General features: G+C 67.5%; 20 protein-coding genes and 3 pseudogenes. 7 read left to right on the plus strand and 16 right to left on the minus strand.

Features of this window, described 5'->3' with window-relative positions; translation table 11 throughout:
* Window positions 1–8: 8 nt before the first annotated feature.
* From hflX to BN2156_RS08760, 3 genes and pseudogenes are all read right to left on the minus strand, one after another.
* Entirely contained in the window at window positions 9–1418 is a 1410-nt protein-coding gene (gene hflX, locus BN2156_RS08755) for a GTPase HflX (RefSeq protein WP_090512435.1), read from the minus strand.
* Window positions 1419–1463: 45 nt separating this feature from the next.
* A pseudogene (locus tag BN2156_RS30370) lies at window positions 1464–1598 on the minus strand (diaminopimelate epimerase); the annotation flags it as partial.
* Window positions 1591–1923 (minus strand): annotated as a pseudogene (locus tag BN2156_RS08760) (hypothetical protein); the annotation flags it as partial. The pseudogenes BN2156_RS08760 and BN2156_RS30370, both read right to left, overlap by 8 nt.
* Before the next feature lie 237 nt (window positions 1924–2160).
* On the opposite strand from BN2156_RS08760, the gene BN2156_RS08765 reads away from it, so the two are divergent.
* On the plus strand, window positions 2161–3516 hold the full coding sequence (locus BN2156_RS08765) for a DUF349 domain-containing protein (RefSeq protein WP_090512438.1): 1356 nt from the start codon (window positions 2161–2163) through the stop codon (window positions 3514–3516).
* A 24-nt stretch (window positions 3517–3540) separates the two neighbouring features.
* On the opposite strand, the gene BN2156_RS08770 is transcribed toward BN2156_RS08765, so the two are convergent.
* Both BN2156_RS08770 and miaB read right to left on the minus strand, forming a co-directional pair.
* Entirely contained in the window at window positions 3541–4179 is a 639-nt protein-coding gene (locus BN2156_RS08770; protein ID WP_090512440.1) for an Rv2732c family membrane protein, read from the minus strand.
* Window positions 4167–5720, minus strand: a complete 1554-nt coding sequence (gene miaB / locus BN2156_RS08775) for a tRNA (N6-isopentenyl adenosine(37)-C2)-methylthiotransferase MiaB (RefSeq protein ID WP_276021071.1) — start codon at window positions 5718–5720, stop codon at window positions 4167–4169. The genes BN2156_RS08770 and miaB overlap by 13 nt, the downstream gene beginning before the upstream one ends.
* Window positions 5721–5878: 158 nt before the next feature.
* Here miaB and BN2156_RS08780 point away from each other — a divergent pair, with 158 nt between their 5' ends.
* The 4 genes from BN2156_RS08780 (at window position 5879) to BN2156_RS08795 (ending at window position 9135) form a co-directional block, all read left to right on the plus strand.
* A complete protein-coding gene (locus BN2156_RS08780; RefSeq protein ID WP_162490839.1) occupies window positions 5879–6607 on the plus strand; it encodes an amino acid ABC transporter ATP-binding protein in 729 nt (242 codons plus the stop codon).
* Window positions 6608–6631: 24 nt separating this feature from the next.
* On the plus strand, window positions 6632–7441 hold the full coding sequence (locus BN2156_RS08785) for a glutamate ABC transporter substrate-binding protein (protein ID WP_090512448.1): 810 nt from the start codon (window positions 6632–6634) through the stop codon (window positions 7439–7441).
* A 22-nt stretch (window positions 7442–7463) separates the two neighbouring features.
* Window positions 7464–8144, plus strand: a complete 681-nt coding sequence (locus BN2156_RS08790; RefSeq protein WP_090512451.1) for an amino acid ABC transporter permease — start codon at window positions 7464–7466, stop codon at window positions 8142–8144.
* 94 nt (window positions 8145–8238) lie between these two features.
* Window positions 8239–9135: an amino acid ABC transporter permease gene (locus BN2156_RS08795; protein WP_090512453.1), complete on the plus strand. Its 897-nt coding sequence runs from the start codon at window positions 8239–8241 to the stop codon at window positions 9133–9135.
* Between the two features lie 27 nt (window positions 9136–9162).
* On the opposite strand, the gene recX is transcribed toward BN2156_RS08795, so the two are convergent.
* The 5 genes from recX to BN2156_RS08820 all read right to left on the minus strand — a co-directional run bounded on the left by recX (window position 9163) and on the right by BN2156_RS08820 (window position 12547).
* Window positions 9163–9726 (minus strand): recombination regulator RecX, encoded by a 564-nt coding sequence (recX, locus tag BN2156_RS08800; protein WP_090512456.1) that lies wholly within the window; start codon window positions 9724–9726, stop codon window positions 9163–9165.
* Window positions 9695–10750, minus strand: coding sequence for a recombinase RecA (gene recA, locus BN2156_RS08805; RefSeq protein ID WP_090512460.1), 1056 nt, complete (start codon window positions 10748–10750; stop codon window positions 9695–9697). The genes recX and recA overlap by 32 nt, the downstream gene beginning before the upstream one ends.
* 148 nt (window positions 10751–10898) lie before the next feature.
* Window positions 10899–11102 (minus strand): hypothetical protein, encoded by a 204-nt coding sequence (locus tag BN2156_RS08810; protein WP_090512463.1) that lies wholly within the window; start codon window positions 11100–11102, stop codon window positions 10899–10901.
* Between the two features lie 68 nt (window positions 11103–11170).
* Complete coding sequence (locus BN2156_RS08815; RefSeq protein ID WP_090512465.1) at window positions 11171–11365, minus strand: DUF3046 domain-containing protein; 195 nt, start codon at window positions 11363–11365, stop codon at window positions 11171–11173.
* A 9-nt stretch (window positions 11366–11374) separates the two neighbouring features.
* Window positions 11375–12547: a glycosyltransferase gene (locus BN2156_RS08820; protein WP_090512468.1), complete on the minus strand. Its 1173-nt coding sequence runs from the start codon at window positions 12545–12547 to the stop codon at window positions 11375–11377.
* Between the two features lie 41 nt (window positions 12548–12588).
* Here BN2156_RS08820 and BN2156_RS08825 point away from each other — a divergent pair, with 41 nt between their 5' ends.
* Entirely contained in the window at window positions 12589–13023 is a 435-nt protein-coding gene (locus BN2156_RS08825) for a limonene-1,2-epoxide hydrolase family protein (protein ID WP_090512470.1), read from the plus strand.
* A 7-nt stretch (window positions 13024–13030) separates the two neighbouring features.
* On the opposite strand, the gene pspM is transcribed toward BN2156_RS08825, so the two are convergent.
* The 5 genes from pspM to pgsA all read right to left on the minus strand — a co-directional run bounded on the left by pspM (window position 13031) and on the right by pgsA (window position 16392).
* Complete coding sequence (gene pspM, locus BN2156_RS08830; RefSeq protein ID WP_090512473.1) at window positions 13031–13849, minus strand: phage shock envelope stress response protein PspM; 819 nt, start codon at window positions 13847–13849, stop codon at window positions 13031–13033.
* Between the two features lie 20 nt (window positions 13850–13869).
* Window positions 13870–14685: a phage shock protein PspA gene (gene pspA, locus BN2156_RS08835; RefSeq protein ID WP_090512474.1), complete on the minus strand. Its 816-nt coding sequence runs from the start codon at window positions 14683–14685 to the stop codon at window positions 13870–13872.
* 199 nt (window positions 14686–14884) lie between these two features.
* Complete coding sequence (gene clgR / locus BN2156_RS08840; protein ID WP_090512477.1) at window positions 14885–15226, minus strand: transcriptional regulator ClgR; 342 nt, start codon at window positions 15224–15226, stop codon at window positions 14885–14887.
* A gap of 94 nt (window positions 15227–15320) precedes the next feature.
* The gene (locus BN2156_RS08845) at window positions 15321–15809 is read right to left on the minus strand and encodes a CinA family protein (protein WP_090425257.1); all 489 of its coding nucleotides are present in this window, start codon (window positions 15807–15809) and stop codon (window positions 15321–15323) included.
* Window positions 15787–16392, minus strand: coding sequence for a CDP-diacylglycerol--glycerol-3-phosphate 3-phosphatidyltransferase (gene pgsA, locus BN2156_RS08850; RefSeq protein WP_090512480.1), 606 nt, complete (start codon window positions 16390–16392; stop codon window positions 15787–15789). Before pgsA ends, BN2156_RS08845 begins: the two co-directional genes overlap by 23 nt.
* A gap of 42 nt (window positions 16393–16434) precedes the next feature.
* On the opposite strand from pgsA, the gene BN2156_RS08855 reads away from it, so the two are divergent.
* Window positions 16435–16956, plus strand: a complete 522-nt coding sequence (locus BN2156_RS08855) for an amino-acid N-acetyltransferase (protein WP_264035412.1) — start codon at window positions 16435–16437, stop codon at window positions 16954–16956.
* Between the two features lie 57 nt (window positions 16957–17013).
* Here the strand turns inward: BN2156_RS08855 and BN2156_RS08860 are convergent.
* Window positions 17014–19415 (minus strand): annotated as a pseudogene (locus tag BN2156_RS08860) (DNA translocase FtsK).
* Between the last annotated feature and the right edge of the window lie 80 nt (window positions 19416–19495).

A 19495-nucleotide genomic window follows, 5' to 3' on the forward strand; every position in this document is an offset into this window, starting at 1 on the left:
AGAAGCGCTCAGAAGGTGGCGAACTCGTTCAGGCTGGCCGCCAGCGCCATCGGCACCCGTGCCTTGATCCGGGTTCCGTCGGCGGTGTGCTCGGTGGCGTCCACCCGCCCTTCGGCGTGCACGCGCGCCACCAGTTCTCCACGGTCGTAGGGAATCGTCACGTCCACCGTCGCGTCGGTGGGCGGGATCATCTCCGCCATCCGGGACCTCAACCGGTCCAGCCCGTCACCGGTGCGCGCCGAGACGAACACCGCGTCGGGCAGGGCGCGCCGCAGCGCGGCCAGCCCGAGATCCGTGGCTGCGTCGATCTTGTTGACCACCAACAGTTCCGGCGGCTGGGCGATGTCGTATTCGGCGACCACGTCGTTGACCACCTGGCGGACCGCGTTGATCTGCGCCAGCGGATGCTCGTCAGAGCCGTCCACCACATGCACGAGCAGGTCGGCGTCGACCACCTCTTCGAGGGTGGACCGGAACGCCTCGACCAACTGGGTGGGCAGGTGCCGGACGAAGCCGACGGTATCGGTCAGCACGAACGGCCGTCCGTCGTCGAATTCGCCACGGCGGGTGGTGGGTTCGAGCGTCGCAAACAGGGCGTTCTCCACCAGTACACCGGCCCCGGTCAGTGCGTTGAGCAGGCTGGACTTGCCGGCGTTGGTATAGCCGACGATCGCCACCGAGGCGGCGTCGGAGGACAGTCGCCGGCTGCGCTGGGTGTCGCGGATCTTCTTCATGTCGCGAATCTCACGGCGCAGCTTGGCCATGCGCTCACGGATACGGCGGCGGTCGGTTTCGATCTTGGTCTCGCCGGGGCCGCGGGTTCCCACGCCCCCACCGGCCCCGCCGGCACGACCACCAGCCTGACGCGACATCGACTCACCCCAGCCGCGCAGCCGGGGCAGCATGTACTCCATCTGGGCCAGCGACACCTGTGCCTTGCCCTCCCGGCTCGTGGCGTGCTGGGCGAAGATGTCCAGGATCAGCGCAGTGCGGTCGATGACCTTGACCTTGACCACCTTCTCCAGCGAGTTGAGCTGCGCGGGTGACAGCTCGCCGTCGCAGATGACGGTGTCGGCGCCGGTGGCCAGCACGATCTCGCGCAGCTCCTGCGCCTTGCCCGAGCCGATGTAGGTGGACGGATCCGGCTTGTCCCGACGCTGGATGAGGCCCTCGAGCACTTCTGAGCCCGCGGTCTCGGCCAGCGCCGCCAGCTCGGTCAGGCTCGCGTCAGCATCGGCCGCGCTGCCCTCGGTCCACACCCCGACCAGGACCACACGCTCCAGCCTCAGCTGGCGGTATTCGACCTCGGTGACGTCGGTGAGTTCGGTGGACAGCCCGGCGACGCGGCGCAACGAGGCGCGGTCTTCGAGGGCCAGCTCACCGGTGCTGGGAGTGACGGGTTGTTCTGGATGAGTCATATGTACTTCCAGGGTGTCACGCGGATCGGGCCACGCGCACCCCAATTACGCGTGGGCAGCGTTCCACCATTCGTCGGACAGTTCCCCGCGGGCCACCAGCACCGAAGGTCCGCGCAGATAGCTGGTGGATTCGGTGATCGTCACGGTGACCTCCCCGCCTGGGATACGGACCCGCAGCGTGGACCTCGACGGTGGCGCCGGGCGCCGCCTGTCCGCGAATCCACCCGGTGACCAGCACACACAGCGGAAGTTCGACCGGCTCGCCCACGCCTGCGGGGCCGAGTGCCACCGGGACGTCGACGCCGTAGCCGGCGAAGGTCCCGGCACAGTCGGGTCCGTACACCTCGTCGCGGGGGCCGACACCGACCGCCAGCCAACGCGGCGGCAACGAACCCGCGGCAGTGATCACCGCCTCGCGCAACCCGGCCACCTCGGCGGCCGCCGCACCCACGAGTTCGGGCACGAGAACCGGCGTGGCGGGGACGATGGCGATGGCGCTCAGCACGTCACCAAACTAGTGCGCCGCCCCTGCTGCGCTGCGCGGAGTGCTCGTGAACGACGCCCACGACACCGCCGGATCCGGCCGATCGGCGGCCGCCCGGTGCAGTTTGTCGGGGCGTTGACCCGAAAGCCATGGGCACGGCACAGCACGACCTGCTTGAATAGCGGACAAGCGACAGCATCAGGCGCCGCGTCGCGCGGCAGATGCGCGGGCGAACCGCGCGGAGTACGAGGAGCGGATATGACAACCAGTGAGCCAGGCGGTGCCACCCCCCAGCCGACGTCCGGGCCCACGCCGAGGCCCACTCCTTCGTCCGTTCCGAGGCCGGGGCCGCCCCGCCCCGTCCCCCGCCCCAGCCGGGTCGCCCCGGTGGTCGCGGTGGCGCCGACCAGCGATCCGCACCGCTTCGGACGGGTCGACGATGACGGCACAGTGTGGTTGATCAACGGATCCGGTGAGCGCGTCATCGGCTCCTGGCAGGCCGGTGACACCGAGGCGGCGTTCGCCCACTTCGGCCGGCGGTTCGACGATCTGCACACCGAGGTGGCCCTGCTGGAACGTCGGCTGTCCTCCGGCACCGGCGATGCCCGCAAGATCAAGTCCGCGGCTGCCGCCCTGGCCGAAACCCTGCCCACTGCAGCGGTTCTCGGCGACGTCGACGCGTTGAGCGCCCGTCTGACCGCGATCCTGGAACATGCCGATGAGGCCGCCAAGAACGAGCGGGCCCAGCGTGACGAGCACCGCGCCGCGCAGACCGCGCGCAAAGAGGCGCTGGCCGCCGAGGCCGAGGATCTGGCCGCGAACTCCACCCAGTGGAAGTCCGCCGGTGACCGACTGCGCGAGATTCTCGACGAGTGGCGCACCATCACCGGGCTCGACCGCAAGCTCGACGATGCGCTGTGGAAGCGCTACTCCACCGCCCGGGAGACGTTCAATCGCCGCCGCGGCTCGCACTTCGCCGAACTCGACCGCGGCCGCGTCGGGGCCCGCCAGGCCAAGGAGGCGCTGTGCGAACAGGCCGAGCAACTGGCCGGGTCGACCGATTGGGGTGCCACCGCCGCGGCCTTCCGGGACCTGCTGACCCAGTGGAAGAGCGCCGGACGCGCCGCCAAGGACCTCGACGACGCGCTGTGGCACCGGTTCAAGGCGGCCCAGGACACGTTCTTCGGAGCACGTAACGCCGCGAACGCCGAACGCGACGCCGAGTTCAAGGCCAACGCCACCGCCAAAGAGGCGCTGCTGGCCGAGGCCGAGAAGATCGACACGACCGATCTGGACGCCGCCCGCGCCGCCTTGCGCGTCATCGGCGACAAGTGGGATGCGATCGGCAAGGTTCCCCGCGAGCGCGCGGCCGACCTGGAACGACGGCTGCGCGCCGTGGAGAAGAAGGTCCGCGATGCTCCGGCCGGTGGCGTCGATCCCGAGGCCCAGGCTCGTGCCGATCAGTTCCGCTCACGCGCCGAACAGTTCGAACGGCAGGCCGAGAAAGCCGAGGCCGCTGGCCGGGCCAAGGCTGCTGCCGAGGCCAGGGCCAGCGCCGAGCAGTGGCGTCAGTGGGCCGACGCGGCGGCAGCCGCGCTCGGAGACCGCAAGTAGGACCTGCGGCCGGGCCGAGACCGGCTAGGCCTGGTCCGGCTGGTCAGGCTTCTCGCCGGCCGGGTCGGTCTCGGTGGCGTCGGTTTGCTTCGGGACATCGGGCGTCGGCGGGTCGAGGATGCCGCGCTGCTGATGCTGCGCGGCTTCGCGACGACGATCCTCTTCGGCCGCCAACTGCAGTGCGGTGCGCGACCACACCACCCGCGCCCAGTGGAAGGTCAGCACGATCACCGCCAGCCAGCCGATGATCAAGCCGATGCCGGGACCGGGGTGGCCGGCTGCGGTCTGACGCGACCACACCGCGAGCATCCCGAGCGCACTGGCCACCGCGGAACCGGCGAGGGCCACCCACGCCAACGCCCAGCGGCGGGTGATCAGCGCCAGCGTCGAGAATCCGACCGAGAACACCAGGGCCAGCCAGGTGAACACCCGCGATGGCAGCGAGATGCCGTCGGCGACGGCGGTGGCATCACCGACCAGGACGTCGAAGCCCTTGCTGGAACCGGTGTGCGGCAACACGAACGACAGCAGCACCACGAACACGAGGATCGCCACCACCATCGCGCGCGGGCCCGAGTCGAACTCCCGGGTCACCTTGCGTTCGACGGCGGCGAGGTCGTCCTTGAACCGGTCGAAGTCGCTTTCGTTGCTCAACAGCCACATCCTCCTGAGGACGCCGAGGTCTCGGGGGCGCCGACGCGCGGCAGTCCCAGTCCGACGCCGGTACGGGGGCGCTGCCCGGCCGCGTGGGCGTCGCCGGCGCGGGTACGTCGATGACCGGCCAGCGCGGCATCGGCGATCAGATGGTGTGGCGCAGCGCCGGTCACGGTGGTGGTGACGATGTCGCCGGGCCGAATGTCGTTGTCGCCCGGGGTGAAGTGCACCAGCCGGCCGTCGCGGGCCCGGCCCGACATGCGGGCGGTGCTGGCGTCCTTACGCCCCTCTCCGGTGGCCACCAACAGCTCGACTTCCCGGCCGACCTGAGCCTGGTTCTCCGCCAAGGAAATTCGCTCCTGCAGCTCGATCAGCCGCTGATAGCGTTCGGTGACAACCGCTTTCGGTAGCTGATCGAGCATCACGGCAGCCGGGGTGCCGGGCCGGATCGAGTACTGGAAGGTGAAGGCGCTGGCGAACCGCGACTGTTCGACCACATCGAGGGTGGCCTGGAAATCTTCTTCGGTCTCGCCGGGGAAGCCCACGATGAGGTCGGTGGTGATCGCCGCATCCGGGATCGCGGACCGGACCTTGTCGATGATGCCCAGGTAGCGCTCGGCCCGGTACGAGCGGCGCATCGCCTTGAGGATGCGGTCCGAGCCCGACTGCAGCGGCATGTGCAGCGTCGGGCAAACGTTGGGGGTCTGTGCCATCGCCTCGATGACGTCGTCGGTGAACTCGGCCGGATGCGGTGAGGTGAACCGGACCCGCTCGAGCCCGTCGATGTCGCCGCAGGCGCGCAGCAGCTTGGCGAACGCACTGCGGTCGCGGGGCACCTCGGGGTCGGCGAACGACACCCCGTAGGCGTTGACGTTCTGCCCCAACAGGGTGACCTCCAGCACGCCCTGGTCGGCCAGGGTCTGCACCTCGGCCAGGATGTCGCCGGGGCGCCGGTCCACTTCTTTGCCGCGCAGCGACGGAACGATGCAGAACGTGCAGGTGTTGTTGCAGCCCACCGAGATCGACACCCAGGCCGCGTATGCGGACTCGCGGGTCGCGGGCAGGGTGGACGGAAACTCCTGCAGGGCCTCGACGATCTCGACCTGGGCGGCGCGGTTGTGCCGGGCGCGCTCCAGCAGCGTCGGCAGCGACCCGATGTTGTGGGTGCCGAAGACCACGTCGACCCATGGGGCGCGGCGCAGCACCGAATCACGGTCCTTCTGCGCCAGACACCCGCCGACGGCGATCTGCATGTTCGGATCGGCCTGCTTGCGCGGGGCCAGGTGACTGAGGTTGCCGTAGAGCTTGTTGTCGGCGTTCTCCCGCACCGCGCAGGTGTTGAACACCACGATGTCGGCGTCGGCACCGTCTTCGGCCCGCCGGTATCCGGCGTCCTCCAGCAGGCCGGACAGCCGCTCGGAGTCATGCACGTTCATCTGGCAGCCGTACGTGCGGACCTGATAGGTGCGCGAGAGCTCACCAGAAGCCGGGTTGTGCGCTGTCGGCTCCTCGCGCGAGCGCCCGTCGGCAGCCGCTCCCCGGTTCACCATCGTCGTCACGGCCTCAATGGTACGGAGCCGCCCGAAACGTTAACGCGGCGGATTCACGAGATCCGGGCAGGCTGGACATTCCCTGGGTAAGGTCACCTGCCATGGGGAGCCCCGGCGCGCAGCCGCAGGTCGATGATGCAGCACCGGCAGATGTGCCGATGATCTCACTGTCGGGAGTCAACAAGCACTTCGGAGCACTGCACGTTCTCAAAGACATCAACCTCGATGTGGGCCGCGGCCAGGTGGTGGTGGTCCTCGGGCCCTCGGGTTCGGGCAAGTCCACGTTGTGCCGCACGATCAATCGGCTGGAGACCATCGACTCCGGCAGCATCGCGGTCGACGGCGAGACGCTGCCGGCCGAGGGCCGCAAGCTGGCCCAGCTCCGCTCGGACGTCGGCATGGTGTTCCAGTCCTTCAACCTGTTCGCGCACAAGACGATCCTGGAGAACGTCACGCTCGCGCCGGTGAAGGTGCGCCGGAAGTCCAAGGCCGAAGCCCGGGAGAAGGCGATGGCCCTGCTCGACCGTGTCGGGGTGGCCAATCAGGCCGACAAGTACCCGGCGCAGCTGTCCGGCGGCCAGCAGCAACGCGTCGCGATCGCCCGGTCGCTGGCGATGAACCCGAAGGTCATGCTGTTCGACGAGCCGACCAGCGCCCTGGATCCCGAGATGATCAACGAGGTTCTGGCGGTGATGACCTCCCTGGCCGGCGAGGGCATGACGATGGTGGTGGTCACCCACGAGATGGGGTTCGCCCGGCGTGCATCGGACCGGGTGGTGTTCATGGCCGACGGCACCATCGTCGAGGACGCGCCGCCGGCCGAGTTCTTCGACAATCCGAAATCGGATCGCGCCAAAGATTTTCTCGGCAAAATCCTTCATCACTGACGCTGTCCCGAAAGGAACCCGAACATGCCCGTGCCGTTCAAGTTGGTCGGTGCCCTCGCGCTCGCGATCGCCCTTCCCTTCGCCGCGACAGCCTGCGGCGGGGGTGACGACGGCAACAAGATCGTCATCGGAACCAAGTACGACCAACCCGGTCTGGGCCAAAAGAACCCGGACGGCACCATGTCGGGATTCGACGTCGATGTGGCCCGGTACGTCGCCAAGGAACTCGGCTACACCGACGACCAGATCGAATGGAAGGAAGCGCCGTCCGCCCAGCGCGAGACGCTAATCCAGAACGATCAGGTCGACTACATCGTCGCCACCTACTCGATCACCGACGCCCGCAAGGAGAAGGTCGACTTCGCCGGGCCGTACCTGTTGACCGGGCAGAGCCTGCTGGTGCGCGCCGACAACACCGACATCACCGGTGCGGCATCGCTGGAGAACAACAAGAAGCTGTGCTCGGTGTCCGGTTCGACGCCGGCGCAGCGGATCAAGGACGAGTACCCCAAGGTGCAGTTGCAGCAGTACGACACCTACTCGCTGTGCCTCGAGGCACTCAAGAACGGCAACATCGATGCGCTGACCACCGATGAGGTGATCCTGGCCGGGTATGCCGCGCAGAGCCCCGGGACGTTCAAGATCGTCGGCGACACCTTCTCCGAGGAGCGCTACGGCATCGGGCTGAAGAAGGGCGACACCGAGTTGCGCAACAAGATCAACGACGCGATCGAGAAGATGGAGTCCAGCGGCGCCTGGAAGGAAGCGTTCGACAAGAACCTCGGGCCGGCCGGCATCCAGGCACCGACGCCGCCGTCGGTCGACCGCAACTGAGCGGCGAGGTAACGCTCCGGCCGTGGAGATCTTCACTCAATACCGCGACGAGATATTCGCGGCGTTCTGGACCACCATCCAGCTGACGGTGTACTCCGCGGTCGGCGCACTCATTCTGGGTACCGTGCTGGCCGCCATGCGGCTCGCGCCCGTGCCGGTGCTGAACTGGCTCGGCACCGCATACGTCAACATTGTTCGCAACACCCCACTCACCCTGATCATCGTGTTCTGCTCGCTCGGGGTGGGACAGACTCTGCAGATCACCTTCACCGACCCGGACTCACCAACCTCCATCGTGGACACCAATTTTCGGTTGGCTGTGCTCGGATTGACGGTCTACACGGCGTCATTCGTCTGTGAAACGATCCGGTCCGGGGTCAACACGGTCCCGTTGGGTCAGGCCGAAGCTGCGCGGTCACTCGGGTTGACCTTCGGGCAGAATCTGCGATTGATCCTGCTGCCCCAGGCATTTCGGGCGGTGATCATCCCGCTGGGTTCGGTACTGATCGCGTTGACGAAGAACACCACGATCGCCTCGGCGATCGGCGTGGCCGAGGCGGCACTGTTGATGAAGGAGATGATCGAGGACACCGCCGCGGTGCTCACCATCGGCGTCATCATGGCGGCCGGATTCATCCTGCTGACGTTGCCGCTGGGCTTGTTCTTCGGGTGGTTGGGTAAGCGAATGGCGGTGGCGCGGTGATGAGCGCTTGCGCGAAGAACAGACAAGCACCGATGAGCGCTTGCGCGAAGAACAGACAAACACCGATGAGCGCTTGCGCGAAGAACGGACAAGCATGACGGGCGCCTCGGTCCTGTTCGACGCCCCGGGCCCGCGGGCCCGGGTCCGTAACCACGCGTTGACCGCGCTCACGGTCGTCGCCGCCGGCGCGGCGATTGCCTTCGTGCTGTACCAACTCTGGGCCAAGGACCAGTTCCAGGGCGCGAAGTGGAAGCCATTTCTCACCTCGAACCTGTGGACCACCTACGTCCTACCGGGTGTGCAGGGCACGCTGACGGCGGCGGGCATCTCGATCGTGTTGGCACTCGTGCTGGGCCTGCTGCTCGGGGTCGGCCGGTTGTCGCCCATTCCCCCGCTCCGGTGGCTCTGTGCGGTGATCGTGGAGTTCTTCCGCGCGGTGCCGGTGCTGGTCATGATGATCTTCGCGTACTTCCTCTACGGGATGTACGACCTGTTCCCGTCCAAGCACATCGCGCTGGCGGGCGTGATCACCGGCCTGACGCTCTACAACGGCGCCGTGATCGCCGAAATCGTCCGGGCCGGCGTCAACTCTCTGCCCCGCGGCCAACAAGAAGCCGCGTGGTCACTCGGGATGACGTGGACTCAGACGATGCGGCTGATCCTGTTGCCTCAGGCGATCACGGCGATGCTGCCGGTGCTGGTGTCGCAGCTGGTGGTGGTGCTCAAGGACACCGCGATCGGCTATCAGATCACCTTCGTCGAGATGGTGCGGCAGGGCACGAATATCGGGTCTGCGTATACGAACATCCTGCCCGCACTGATCGTCATCGCAATCCTGATGATCAGCGTCAACTTCGCACTGTCGGTATTGGCCACGCGGATCGAACGCCGGTTGCGCCGCTCCAGTCGTGGGCCCGCACCGTTGGAGGCCGAGGCCGTCGAGCAGGAAGGCGCACCGGGCGCGCAGGTATTGCACACCCAACGGGACTGACCCGGTTATAGCGACACAATGCGGCCGCTATACCCGGCGCCGCTCCCGCTCACTCGCCAGCTCCACGCTGACGACGTCGAAGGCCATCGACTGGTTGTAGCCGCGGCGGGCCAGCATGCCGACCAGCCGCCGGGTCACCTTGACGTCGCCGTCGTCGTCCGTGAGCCGTTCGCGACGCAACTTGTCCCGGACCAGTTGCTCGGCCCGCTGCCGTTCGGCAGCCGGGTCCAAATCGGCCAGCGCCGACTCGATGACGTCGTTGTCGACACCCTTCTTACGAAGCTCGACAGCCAAGGCGCGCTTGCCTTTTCCCGCGTTGGCGTGCCGCGAGCGCACCCACTGCTCGGCGAAGTCCTCGTCGTCGATCAGCCCGACCTCGGCGAGCCGATTGAGCACCTTGGCACTGAGGTCGTCTTCGTAACCCCGTTTGGTGAGCTGTTCGGTCAACTCGGCACGGGTGCGGGCCCGCACAGTGAGCAGGCGCAGGCAGACGTTCTTCGCCTGCTCCTCGCGCTTGCGCGGATCCTGCGCCTGCTCCCCCTCGGGCCTACCCGACGGCTCAGAAATCAACCGGGGCGGGAAGGACGTCATCAGGCTTTGCCTCGGCCGTCACGACAGCACCGATACCGAGCTTTTCCTTGATCTTCTTCTCGATCTCGTTGGCGACATCGACGTTCTCCAACAGGAACTTGCGGGCGTTCTCCTTACCCTGACCCAGCTGCTCACCCTCATAGGTGAACCAGGACCCGGACTTGCGGATGAAGCCGTGCTCGACACCCATGTCGATGAGTGAGCCTTCGCGGCTGATGCCGTGGCCGTACAGGATGTCGAACTCAGCCTGCTTGAACGGCGGCGACACCTTGTTCTTGACGACCTTGACGCGGGTGCGGTTACCGACCGCGTCGGTCCCGTCCTTGAGTGTCTCGATGCGGCGCACATCCAGGCGGACCGAGGCGTAGAACTTCAAAGCCTTACCACCCGTGGTGGTTTCGGGCGAGCCGAACATCACACCGATCTTCTCGCGGAGCTGGTTGATGAAGATCGCAGTGGTACCCGAGTTGTTCAGCGCACCGGTCATCTTGCGCAGCGCCTGGCTCATCAGGCGGGCCTGCAGACCGACATGGCTGTCACCCATCTCACCCTCGATTTCGGCCCGGGGCACCAGCGCGGCCACCGAGTCGATCACCAGGATGTCCAGCGCGCCCGAGCGCACCAGCATGTCGGCGATCTCCAGCGCCTGCTCACCGGTGTCCGGCTGGCTCACCAGCAGCGAGTCGGTGTCCACACCGAGCTTCTTGGCGTACTCGGGGTCGAGGGCGTGCTCGGCGTCGATGAACGCCGCGATGCCGCCGGCGGCCTGGGCGTTGGCCACCGCGTGCAGTGCCACCGTGGTCTTACCCGAGGATTCCGGGCCGTAGATCTCGACAACGCGGCCGCGCGGCAGGCCACCGATGCCGAGCGCCACATCCAGGGAGATCGAACCGGTGGGGATCACCGAGATCGGCTGGCGCACCTCCTCGCCGAGGCGCATCACCGAGCCTTTACCGAAGTTCTTGTCGATCTGGGCCATCGCCAGTTCGAGCGCTTTTTCGCGATCAGGGGCCTGCTGCGCCATGATGGTGCCTCTCCAAGTAGTCGTGTTGACCGGTGTTCCGATCGGTTGGCCGTGACGCTAGGCCAGGGCACCGACAAGTCGGTCGAACACAGCCCAGACTAGACGAACATCTGTTCGATTCAAGAAGACACGCCGGAGCGGATCGCGGTCAACGACGCCAGTTCGGAAAGTTGTCGAGATCCCGCAGCGTCATGACGAACCCGAAGGCGCCGACGGCGATGGCCAGGAAATATCCGATGGCGGCCGGCCATCCCGACAGGGTCGACGCGACCAGCCAACACAGCAGAACCGCTGCGATTACCAGCAAGACACCGTAGAGCGGTGTTCGCATCGGATGGTCACCGAGCCCCATGACTCCGGTATACGCCGAAAAAGCGCCCAGGAAAAGACGTCACCCACCGCGGATCCGTCGTCGGCAATTCACCACTGGTCACGCGGAACGTCGAAGTCCGAACACAACGCCCGCCACACATCGCGCGGGTCCACGCCGTCCTCGATGGCCTGCGCGGCCGTGCGGCCGTCGAGGGCGCTGAGCACGTGGTCCACGAGCAACGAGCGACCCCGCATCGCGCCGAACTGGCCGTCTACGAGCTCATGGAATTCCGTCAACCGCACGGGCCCAACCTACCCAGTGGCCGCGACTGCGTCATGGCACACCCGTACCGGATCTGCCACCTCGCTCAGCGACGAGCCGGCGCGCTGCGCGGCCGCACGGTAGGAGGGCGACCCGAGCACGGTACCGACCGCGGCGGCCAGCGAATCCGCGGACAGCGGCCGCACCAGCCGCCCACTGCCCTGGCGCACAATACGATTGGCGATCTCCCACTGATCACCGCCGCCCGGTACCACCACCATCGGCACGCCGGCCAACAGCGCCTTGGACACAAACCCGTGCCCGCCGCCGCAGATCACCAGATCGGCATGTGACAGCAGCTCGTCCTGGCGGCCCAGGCCCACCGCGGCCCACGGAGGCACCTCGACATCGGCGCCGCCCAGCCGCGACACCACCACACGGGCACCTTCGGGCAGTATGTCGCCCGGGCGCAGCGACTCCAGGACCAGTTCGGTCATCCCCTGCGTCCCGGTGGTCGCGGTGGACGGTGCCACCATCACGACCGGCCCCGACCCCGGCGGCACGGCCAGCACCGCATCGGTCGGCTCGAAGTGCAACGGACCCACCACCACGGCCTCGGCGGGCCAATCCGGGCGCGGCACCTCCAGGGCCGGCAGGGTGGCGATCAACCGGCGCACGGGTCCGGGGTCGAGGGCCGGCAAGCCGATCTGGGCCCGCACCTCGGCCCGCTGCGCCAGGCCGGCCCGCCAGGAGCGTGCGGTCAGCGCGCGCATGACGGTGTCGCGCAGCCGTCCGCGCAGGCCGACACCGGGGGCCAACCCGCTGCCGATCGGCGGCAACCCCTTCGACGGCAGGTACAGCGGATGCGGATTGAGCTCGACCCACGGCAGCCCCAGCAGCTCGGCGGCCATCCCGCCACAGGCGGTGATCACGTCGGAGACCACGAGATCCGGGTGCAGCTCCCGAAGCACCGGAACGTTCAGGCCCGCCATCCGCGCGGCGCGTTGGTGGATCTTGGCCCCGGCATCGGCATCGTCGTCGTCATCGGTCACATCGAGGCCGATGAGTTCGACTGCGTCGATACCGGCCGCCCGCGCGGTATCGAGCCATTCGACGCCGGTCAACAGCGTCGGGACATCCCCCGCGGCCAGGAACTTCAGACACAATGCAAGGGCCGGGAAGGCATGTCCGGGATCGGGTCCGGCGACCACAGCTACGCGCACCGGCCTACCCTGCCATAGGCCTTCCCCACTAGGCTGCGGGCATGGCTGACCAATCCACCACCGCAGCTGCGTCCCAGACCGGCACGGTCGAGACCTTCCTCAACGCACTGCAGGCGCAGGACTTCGACACGGCCGAGAGCGCGCTGGCGCAGAACCTGGTGTACCAGAACGTCGGTTTTCCGACCATCTACGGACGCAACCGCGCGATGAAGCTGTTCCGGTCGATGCCGGGCCGGGTGGGCTTCGAGGTGAAGATCCACCGGATCGCCGCCGACGGTGCGGCCGTGCTGACCGAGCGCACGGACGCGCTGGTGTTCGGGCCGCTGCGCCTGCAGTTCTGGGTCTGCGGGGTGTTCGAGGTGCACGAGGGCCGAATCACGCTGTGGCGCGACTACTTCGACATGTTCGACATGCTCAAGGCGACGGTGCGCGGCCTGGTCGGCGCCGTCGTGCCGTCACTGCGCACGTCGTTGTAGGAGCGATTCAGGCGCGGCGCAGCTGACCGAGTTCGTCGAACGCCTGCGCCCAGCCGATCAGACGATCGGTGGCGCCGGTCAGCTCGCTGCGGTAGCGCTGCTGGGACAGCGGGGACGCCGCGCCCTGGCCGCTGTTCACCGTCGACACGAGTTGCGCTGCGGCAGTGACCATCTCGTTGTACTGCCGCACGCCCTGACCGAGCTGCGCGGTGAATGCGTTGATGGTCGGCACCAGGTGCTGACGCGACTGCGGGGCATTACTGATCGCCCGCTCCATCGAGACCACCTCGGTGGCGGTGGCCGCCATCGTCCGCGCGGTGTGGTTGGCCACCGCGGTGAGTTCCCGTAGTTCGTCGGCCGGGAGCATCCGACCACGCTCCAACACACCGAGTAACGAGAACATGCCCCGCTCGGAGGCCATCAGCGCCGCCATCGGTTGACGGGCCGCCGAGCCCCATGGCGGCAACCGACGCCCGGAGACCGGCCGCTGCACCGGAAGCGGTTCCGCGCGCAGCCACCGGTAACGCAACCAGAACAACGTCGCCGGGAAAGCCGCGCCGGCCGCCAGCGCCCCGCTGATGATCAGGCCCCAGACCGGTGTGCTCCACGACGCCAGCAGCGCCGTGACCAACACCCAGAACACGCTGGACAGGGTGAAGAACACCCCGAAGCGCACCGCCCACCGCCGTTTGCGCAACAGCTTCGCGCGCGGATCGGCGGCGGCGCTGAGCTTCTCGGTCAGCGCGCCGGACAGATCGGCCGCGGTGTCGATAGCCCGCTGCGCCAACGATCTCCAGGCGTCCGGTCGACCGGTCTTGGTAGCCATGATCTAGAACACTCGAATCGCTATTGCCCGAGCGGATTCTCGGGCGTGGCCTGAGGCTGGTTGGTCGCCGGGGAGGCCGGCGTGGCGGGAGCGGCGTCGCCGCTGGGCAACGCGTCACCGCGCATCGAGGCGCGGATCTGCTCGAGCCGCGAATGGCCGGCCATCTGAACGCTGGCCTGCTGGACCTCCATCATGCGGCCCTGCACCGAGTTCTGGGCCAGCTCGGCCTGCCCGATGGCATTGGCGTAGCGGCGCTCGATCTTGTCGCGGACCTCGTCGAGGCTCGGGGTGTTGCCCGGCGCGGCAACCTCACTCATCGAGCGAAGCGAGGCGCTGACCTGCTCCTGCATCTTGGCCTGCTCCAGCTGCGACAGCAGCTTGGTGCGCTCGGCGATCTTCTGCTGCAGCATCATCGCGTTCTGCTCGACGGCCTTCTTCGCCTGAGCGGCGGCCTGCAGGGCCTGATCGTGCAGACCCTTGAGGTCCTCGACGCTCTGCTCGGCGGTGACGAGCTGGGCCGCGAACGCCTCGGCGGCGTTGTTGTACTCGGTGGCCTTGGCCGCGTCACCGGCGGCCGTCGCCTGATCGGCCAGCGTCAGCGCCTGCCGGACGTTGACCTGCAGCTTTTCGATGTCGGCGAGCTGGCGGCTGAGCCGCATCTCCAGCTGGCGCTGGTTGCCGATGACCTGGGCGGCCTGCTGGGTGAGTGCCTGATGCTGCCGCTGCGCGTCCTCGATGGCCTGCTGGATCTGCACCTTCGGGTCGGCGTACTCGTCGACCTTGGAGCTGAACAGCGCCATCAGGTACTTCCACGCCTTGACGAACGGATTGGCCATGAGTTCGTTCCGCCTTATCTGTCGGGCTCGTAGGCCCTTGCCCGGGCCTGTTCAGGTTGCCGCAATTCCTCTGATGCCAACTTATCGGTTCCGGACAGGCAGCCACAGTCCCGCTGGCTGTTCGCATGGGGTGTTTTGCGAAAATTCGCGCCACGCCCCCGAGCAGCGCAATCAGGACGGCGCCGGAAGCACGCTCATCTCACGCAACGGCCATCGACACGGCCTGCGGAATGACCACCTTGGTGGCCATGTCGATGTGAGCGACATTGGCGTGGGCCGGCACCTGGACCGCTGCGTCGGCGTGTTCGCGCTCGGCCATGTTCTCCCCCGCATCGGTGAGAACCCGCGACAGTGGCACGTCCAGGGCGTCGCAGATGGCGCTGAGCAGTTCGCTGGAGGCCTCCTTGCGACCCCGCTCCACCTCGGACAGGTAGCCGAGGCTCACGCGCGCCGCGTCGGACACTTCGCGCAACGTGCGCCCCTGCTCGGTGCGGGCGGTACGCAGCACGTCGCCGATCACCTCACGCAGCAATGTCGTCATCGCGCTCTCCTTCGCCTCGCCTGTCAAGGTTCGCTAAAACACCAACGCCGCCGGCCGCCGCAAGGTTCCCGACCGCACCAGCGAGAGATTTCGGTTACTGGTTTTCGACCAGGAAGCGCAACCGGGCGATCGCCTCGTCGACGGCGGCGCGGCGGATATCCCAGCGTGAGCCGGACAGCGACAACTCGATGACCTCGGTGTCGACGGGGCCGGCCAGCCCAATGAACACCGTGCCCACCGGGTGTCCGCCGTGCGGTTCCGGCCCGGCCACGCCGGTCAGGCCGACGCCCCAGGTAGCTGCGCAACGCTGCCGGGCGCCAACCGCCAGGGCCCGTGCGGTGGGAGCCGCGACCGGGCCGACCGCGTCGAGGACCTGCGGAGCCACCCCGGCCAACCAGATCTTGGTGTCCTCGTTGTAGGTGACCAGCCCGCCCTGCAGAACCGCACTGGCCCCGGACACTCCCGCCAGCGTCGCCGCCAGCAGCCCGCCGGTGAGCGACTCGGCGGTGGCCACACTCTGCGAGCGCACCGTCAGGTCGGCGACCAGGGCCCTCGCGTCGTCAGTGAGCAGCGGATCGTCCACGCGAATCCCTGATCGCGGAGATGACGTAGTCGGCGCCGGTGAGCACGGTCAGCACGACTGCGGCCCACATGATCACCCAGGCGACGTTGAGCCAGATGGCCGGCCACGCATGCAGCGGTAGCACGAACAGCCCGATGGCCACGGCTTGCACCAGGGTCTTGAGCTTGCCGCCACGGCTGGCCGGGATCACGCCGTGGCGCAGCACCGCGAAACGCAGCACCGTGATTCCGATCTCACGGGTCAGCACCACGACGGTGATCCACCACGGCAGGTCGCCGAGCATCGACAGCCCGATCAGCGCTGCCCCGATCAGCGCCTTGTCGGCGATCGGATCAGCCAAAGTGCCGAACTCGGTGATCATTCCGTAACTGCGGGCCAACGCCCCGTCGAAGTGGTCGGTGATCACCGCGACCGCGAACACCGTGAAAGCGGCGATCCGCCAGCCGGTTTCATGGCCGTCGCCGGCGAACAGAAAAACGAGGAAGACCGGAACAAGCACCATCCGCACACCGGTGAGCACGTTGGCGAGGTTGGCCACGCGCGCACGCGGGACCACCGGATCGGTAGAAGGTTGGCCCGGCACCGCAACAGAATATCGGTTGCCGAAACGGATACTCTTGCGCCTGTGAACCCAGGCAGTGGCGAGTCGCGCAAACACCCCGTGGTGCGCCGCGCCAGCACGTCCGATGTCCCGGCGATCAAGAGTCTGGTCGACGTCTACGCGGGCAAGATCCTGCTGGAGAAGAACCTGGTCACGCTGTATGAGGCCGTCCAGGAATTCTGGGTGGCCGAACTCGACGGTGAGCTCGTCGGCTGTGGCGCGCTCCACGTGCTGTGGGCCGATCTCGGCGAGGTGCGCACCGTGGCGGTGCATCCGAAGGTCCGCGGCACCGGTGTCGGCCATGTCCTGGTCGAGCAATTGCTCGATGTGGCCCGCGATCTGCATCTGCGCCGCATCTTCGTGCTGACCTTCGAAGTCGACTTCTTCGGCAAGCACGGGTTCGAGGAGATCGAGGGCACCCCGGTGACCGCCGAGGTGTACGAGGAGATGTGCCGCTCGTACGACACCGGTGTGGCGGAGTTCCTCGACCTGTCCTACGTCAAGCCCAACACCTTGGGCAATACCCGGATGTTGTTGACGCTCTAGGTGATTTGTGGAGTTCTACCCGTGCTGGTCACGGGTAAAACTCCACAAATCACGGGTTCAGAACTCGTCCGGATCATCGTCGGCGTCGGCGCCGTTGGCGTCGGCCCCGCCGCGGATCAACATCAAGGTGCCGGCCAGTTCGTCGGGCTTGACGAGCACCTCGCGCGCCTTCGAACCTTCCGACGGGCCGACGATGCCGCGGGTTTCCATCAGGTCCATCAGGCGGCCGGCCTTGGCGAAGCCGACGCGAAGCTTGCGCTGCAGCATCGAGGTGGACCCGAATTGCGAGGACACCACGAGCTCGACGGCCTGCAGGAACACGTCCATGTCGTCGCCGATGTCCGGGTCGACGTCCTTGCGCTCACCGGCCTTGGCCGCGGTGACGCCCTCGACGAACTCGGGTTCGGCCTGCGACTTGGTGGCCTCGACGACGGCGTGGATCTCCTCGTCGGTGATGAACGCGCCCTGCATACGCAGCGGCTTGTTGGCACCCATCGGCAGGAACAGGCCATCGCCCATACCGATCAGCTTCTCGGCGCCGGGCTGGTCGAGGATGACGCGGCTGTCGGTCAGTGACGAGGTGGCGAACGCCAGCCGGGACGGCACGTTGGTCTTGATCAGACCGGTGACGACGTCCACCGACGGTCGCTGCGTGGCCAGCACCAGGTGGATGCCGGCGGCGCGGGCCTTCTGCGTGATGCGCACGATGGCGTCCTCGACGTCACGCGGCGCGGTCATCATGAGGTCGGCGAGCTCGTCGACGATGGCCAGGATGTAGGGGTAGGGCTTGTAGACCCGCTCGCTGCCCAGCGGCGTGCTGATCTCGCCCGAACGCACCTTCTCGTTGAACACGTCGATGTGACGCACCCGGGACGCCTTCATGTCCTGGTAGCGCTGCTCCATCTCCTCGACCAACCACGCCAGCGCGGCGGCGGCCTTCTTGGGCTCGGTGATGATGGGCGTGATGAGGTGCGGAATGCCTTCATACGGCGTGAGTTCCACCATCTTGGGGTCGATCAGGATCATCCTGACCTCCTCGGGGGTGGCCCGCGCCAGGAGCGACACCAGCATCGAATTGACGAAGCTGGACTTACCGGAGCCGGTGGAGCCGGCCACCAGCAGGTGCGGCATCTTGGCCAGGTTGGCCGAGACGAAGTCGCCTTCGATGTCCTTGCCCAGGCCGATCACCAACGGGTGGTGGTCGCGGCGCGTCGACGGCGCGGTGAGCACGTCCGAGAGCCGGACCATCTCTCGGTCGGTGTTGGGCACCTCGATGCCGACGGCGGACTTGCCGGGGATCGGAGCGAGCATGCGGACGCTCTCGGTGGCCACCGCGTAGGCGATGTTGCGGTGCAGCGCGGTGATCTTCTCGACCTTGACGCCGGGGCCGAGTTCGACCTCGTAACGCGTGACGGTCGGCCCACGGGTGCACCCGGTGACGGCGGCGTCGACCTTGAACTGCTCGAGGACCGAGGTGATGGCGTCGGTCATCTGATCGTTGGCGGCGGTACGCAGCTTCGGCGGATCGCCGGCGATCAGCAGATCCAGCGGGGGCAGCGTGTAGGGACCCTCGACCACCCGGTCCATCACCAGGGTGTCGTCGGTCTTCGGCTTGCTCTCGGCCTTCTTGCGGCGCGGCTTGACCGCGGGCTCGGGGATGGTCGGGGCGTCCTCCGACAGCGGGTAGTTGTCCATCGGGGTGCCGGTGGGCGCCTTGGGTGCCTCGATGGCCGGCGTCGGCCAGGCCTGGGCCGGTGTGTCGCCGCGCGAGGTGTCGTCGTCGTAGTAGCCGTCTGACAGATCGTCGTAGGCGTCGTCGTCCTCGTACTCGTCGGCGTAGTCCCCGTCGTATTCGTCGTCGTAGTCATCGTCGCGGAACACCCGGGTGCTGAACATCGTCCGCAGCGTCGATGGCACCTCGCGAATCGTCGTCCCGGTGACCAGCAGCAGGCCGAACAGCACGCCCATGAACAACAGCGGCGCGGCGATCCACTGGGTCAGTCCGTCCGAAAGCGGCCCGCCGATGGCGAAGCCGATGAATCCGGCGGCGTGCTGGCGGGCGATGGGGTCCTGGGGCGAGCCCGACCACAGGTGCCACAGGCCGAGCATCGGCAGCGCGATCATGGCCGACCCCAGGATCAGCCGGGGGCGCGACTCCGGGTCGGGCTCGGTGCGCATCAGCACGACGGCGATGGCGCCGAGGATGACGGGCACCAGTACCACCGGGCCGCCGATCAAGGTGCGCACCGCGGTGTCGATCCACTGGCCCACCGGGCCGGCTGCGTGGAACCAGGAGCTGGCGGCCACGACGACCGCGACGCCGAGCAATGCGAGCGCCACGGCTTCATCTCGGCCGGACGAGCCGGGCGGGCCGGCGACTGACGCCGCGAGCCACTCCGCGAGCTGGCGTTTGACCTGCTCGAACGCGCTCCGGATCGGCCGGCGGTCTTGTTAGCCATGACCGCAAGCCTAGTCGCATATGCCCCATAATCACCATCTGCCACACGGGTCACAAGACGGTATCAAATGACACTTAGCT

The organism is Mycolicibacterium neworleansense (genome assembly GCF_001245615.1).
GTDB classification, from domain to species: domain Bacteria; phylum Actinomycetota; class Actinomycetes; order Mycobacteriales; family Mycobacteriaceae; genus Mycobacterium; species Mycobacterium neworleansense.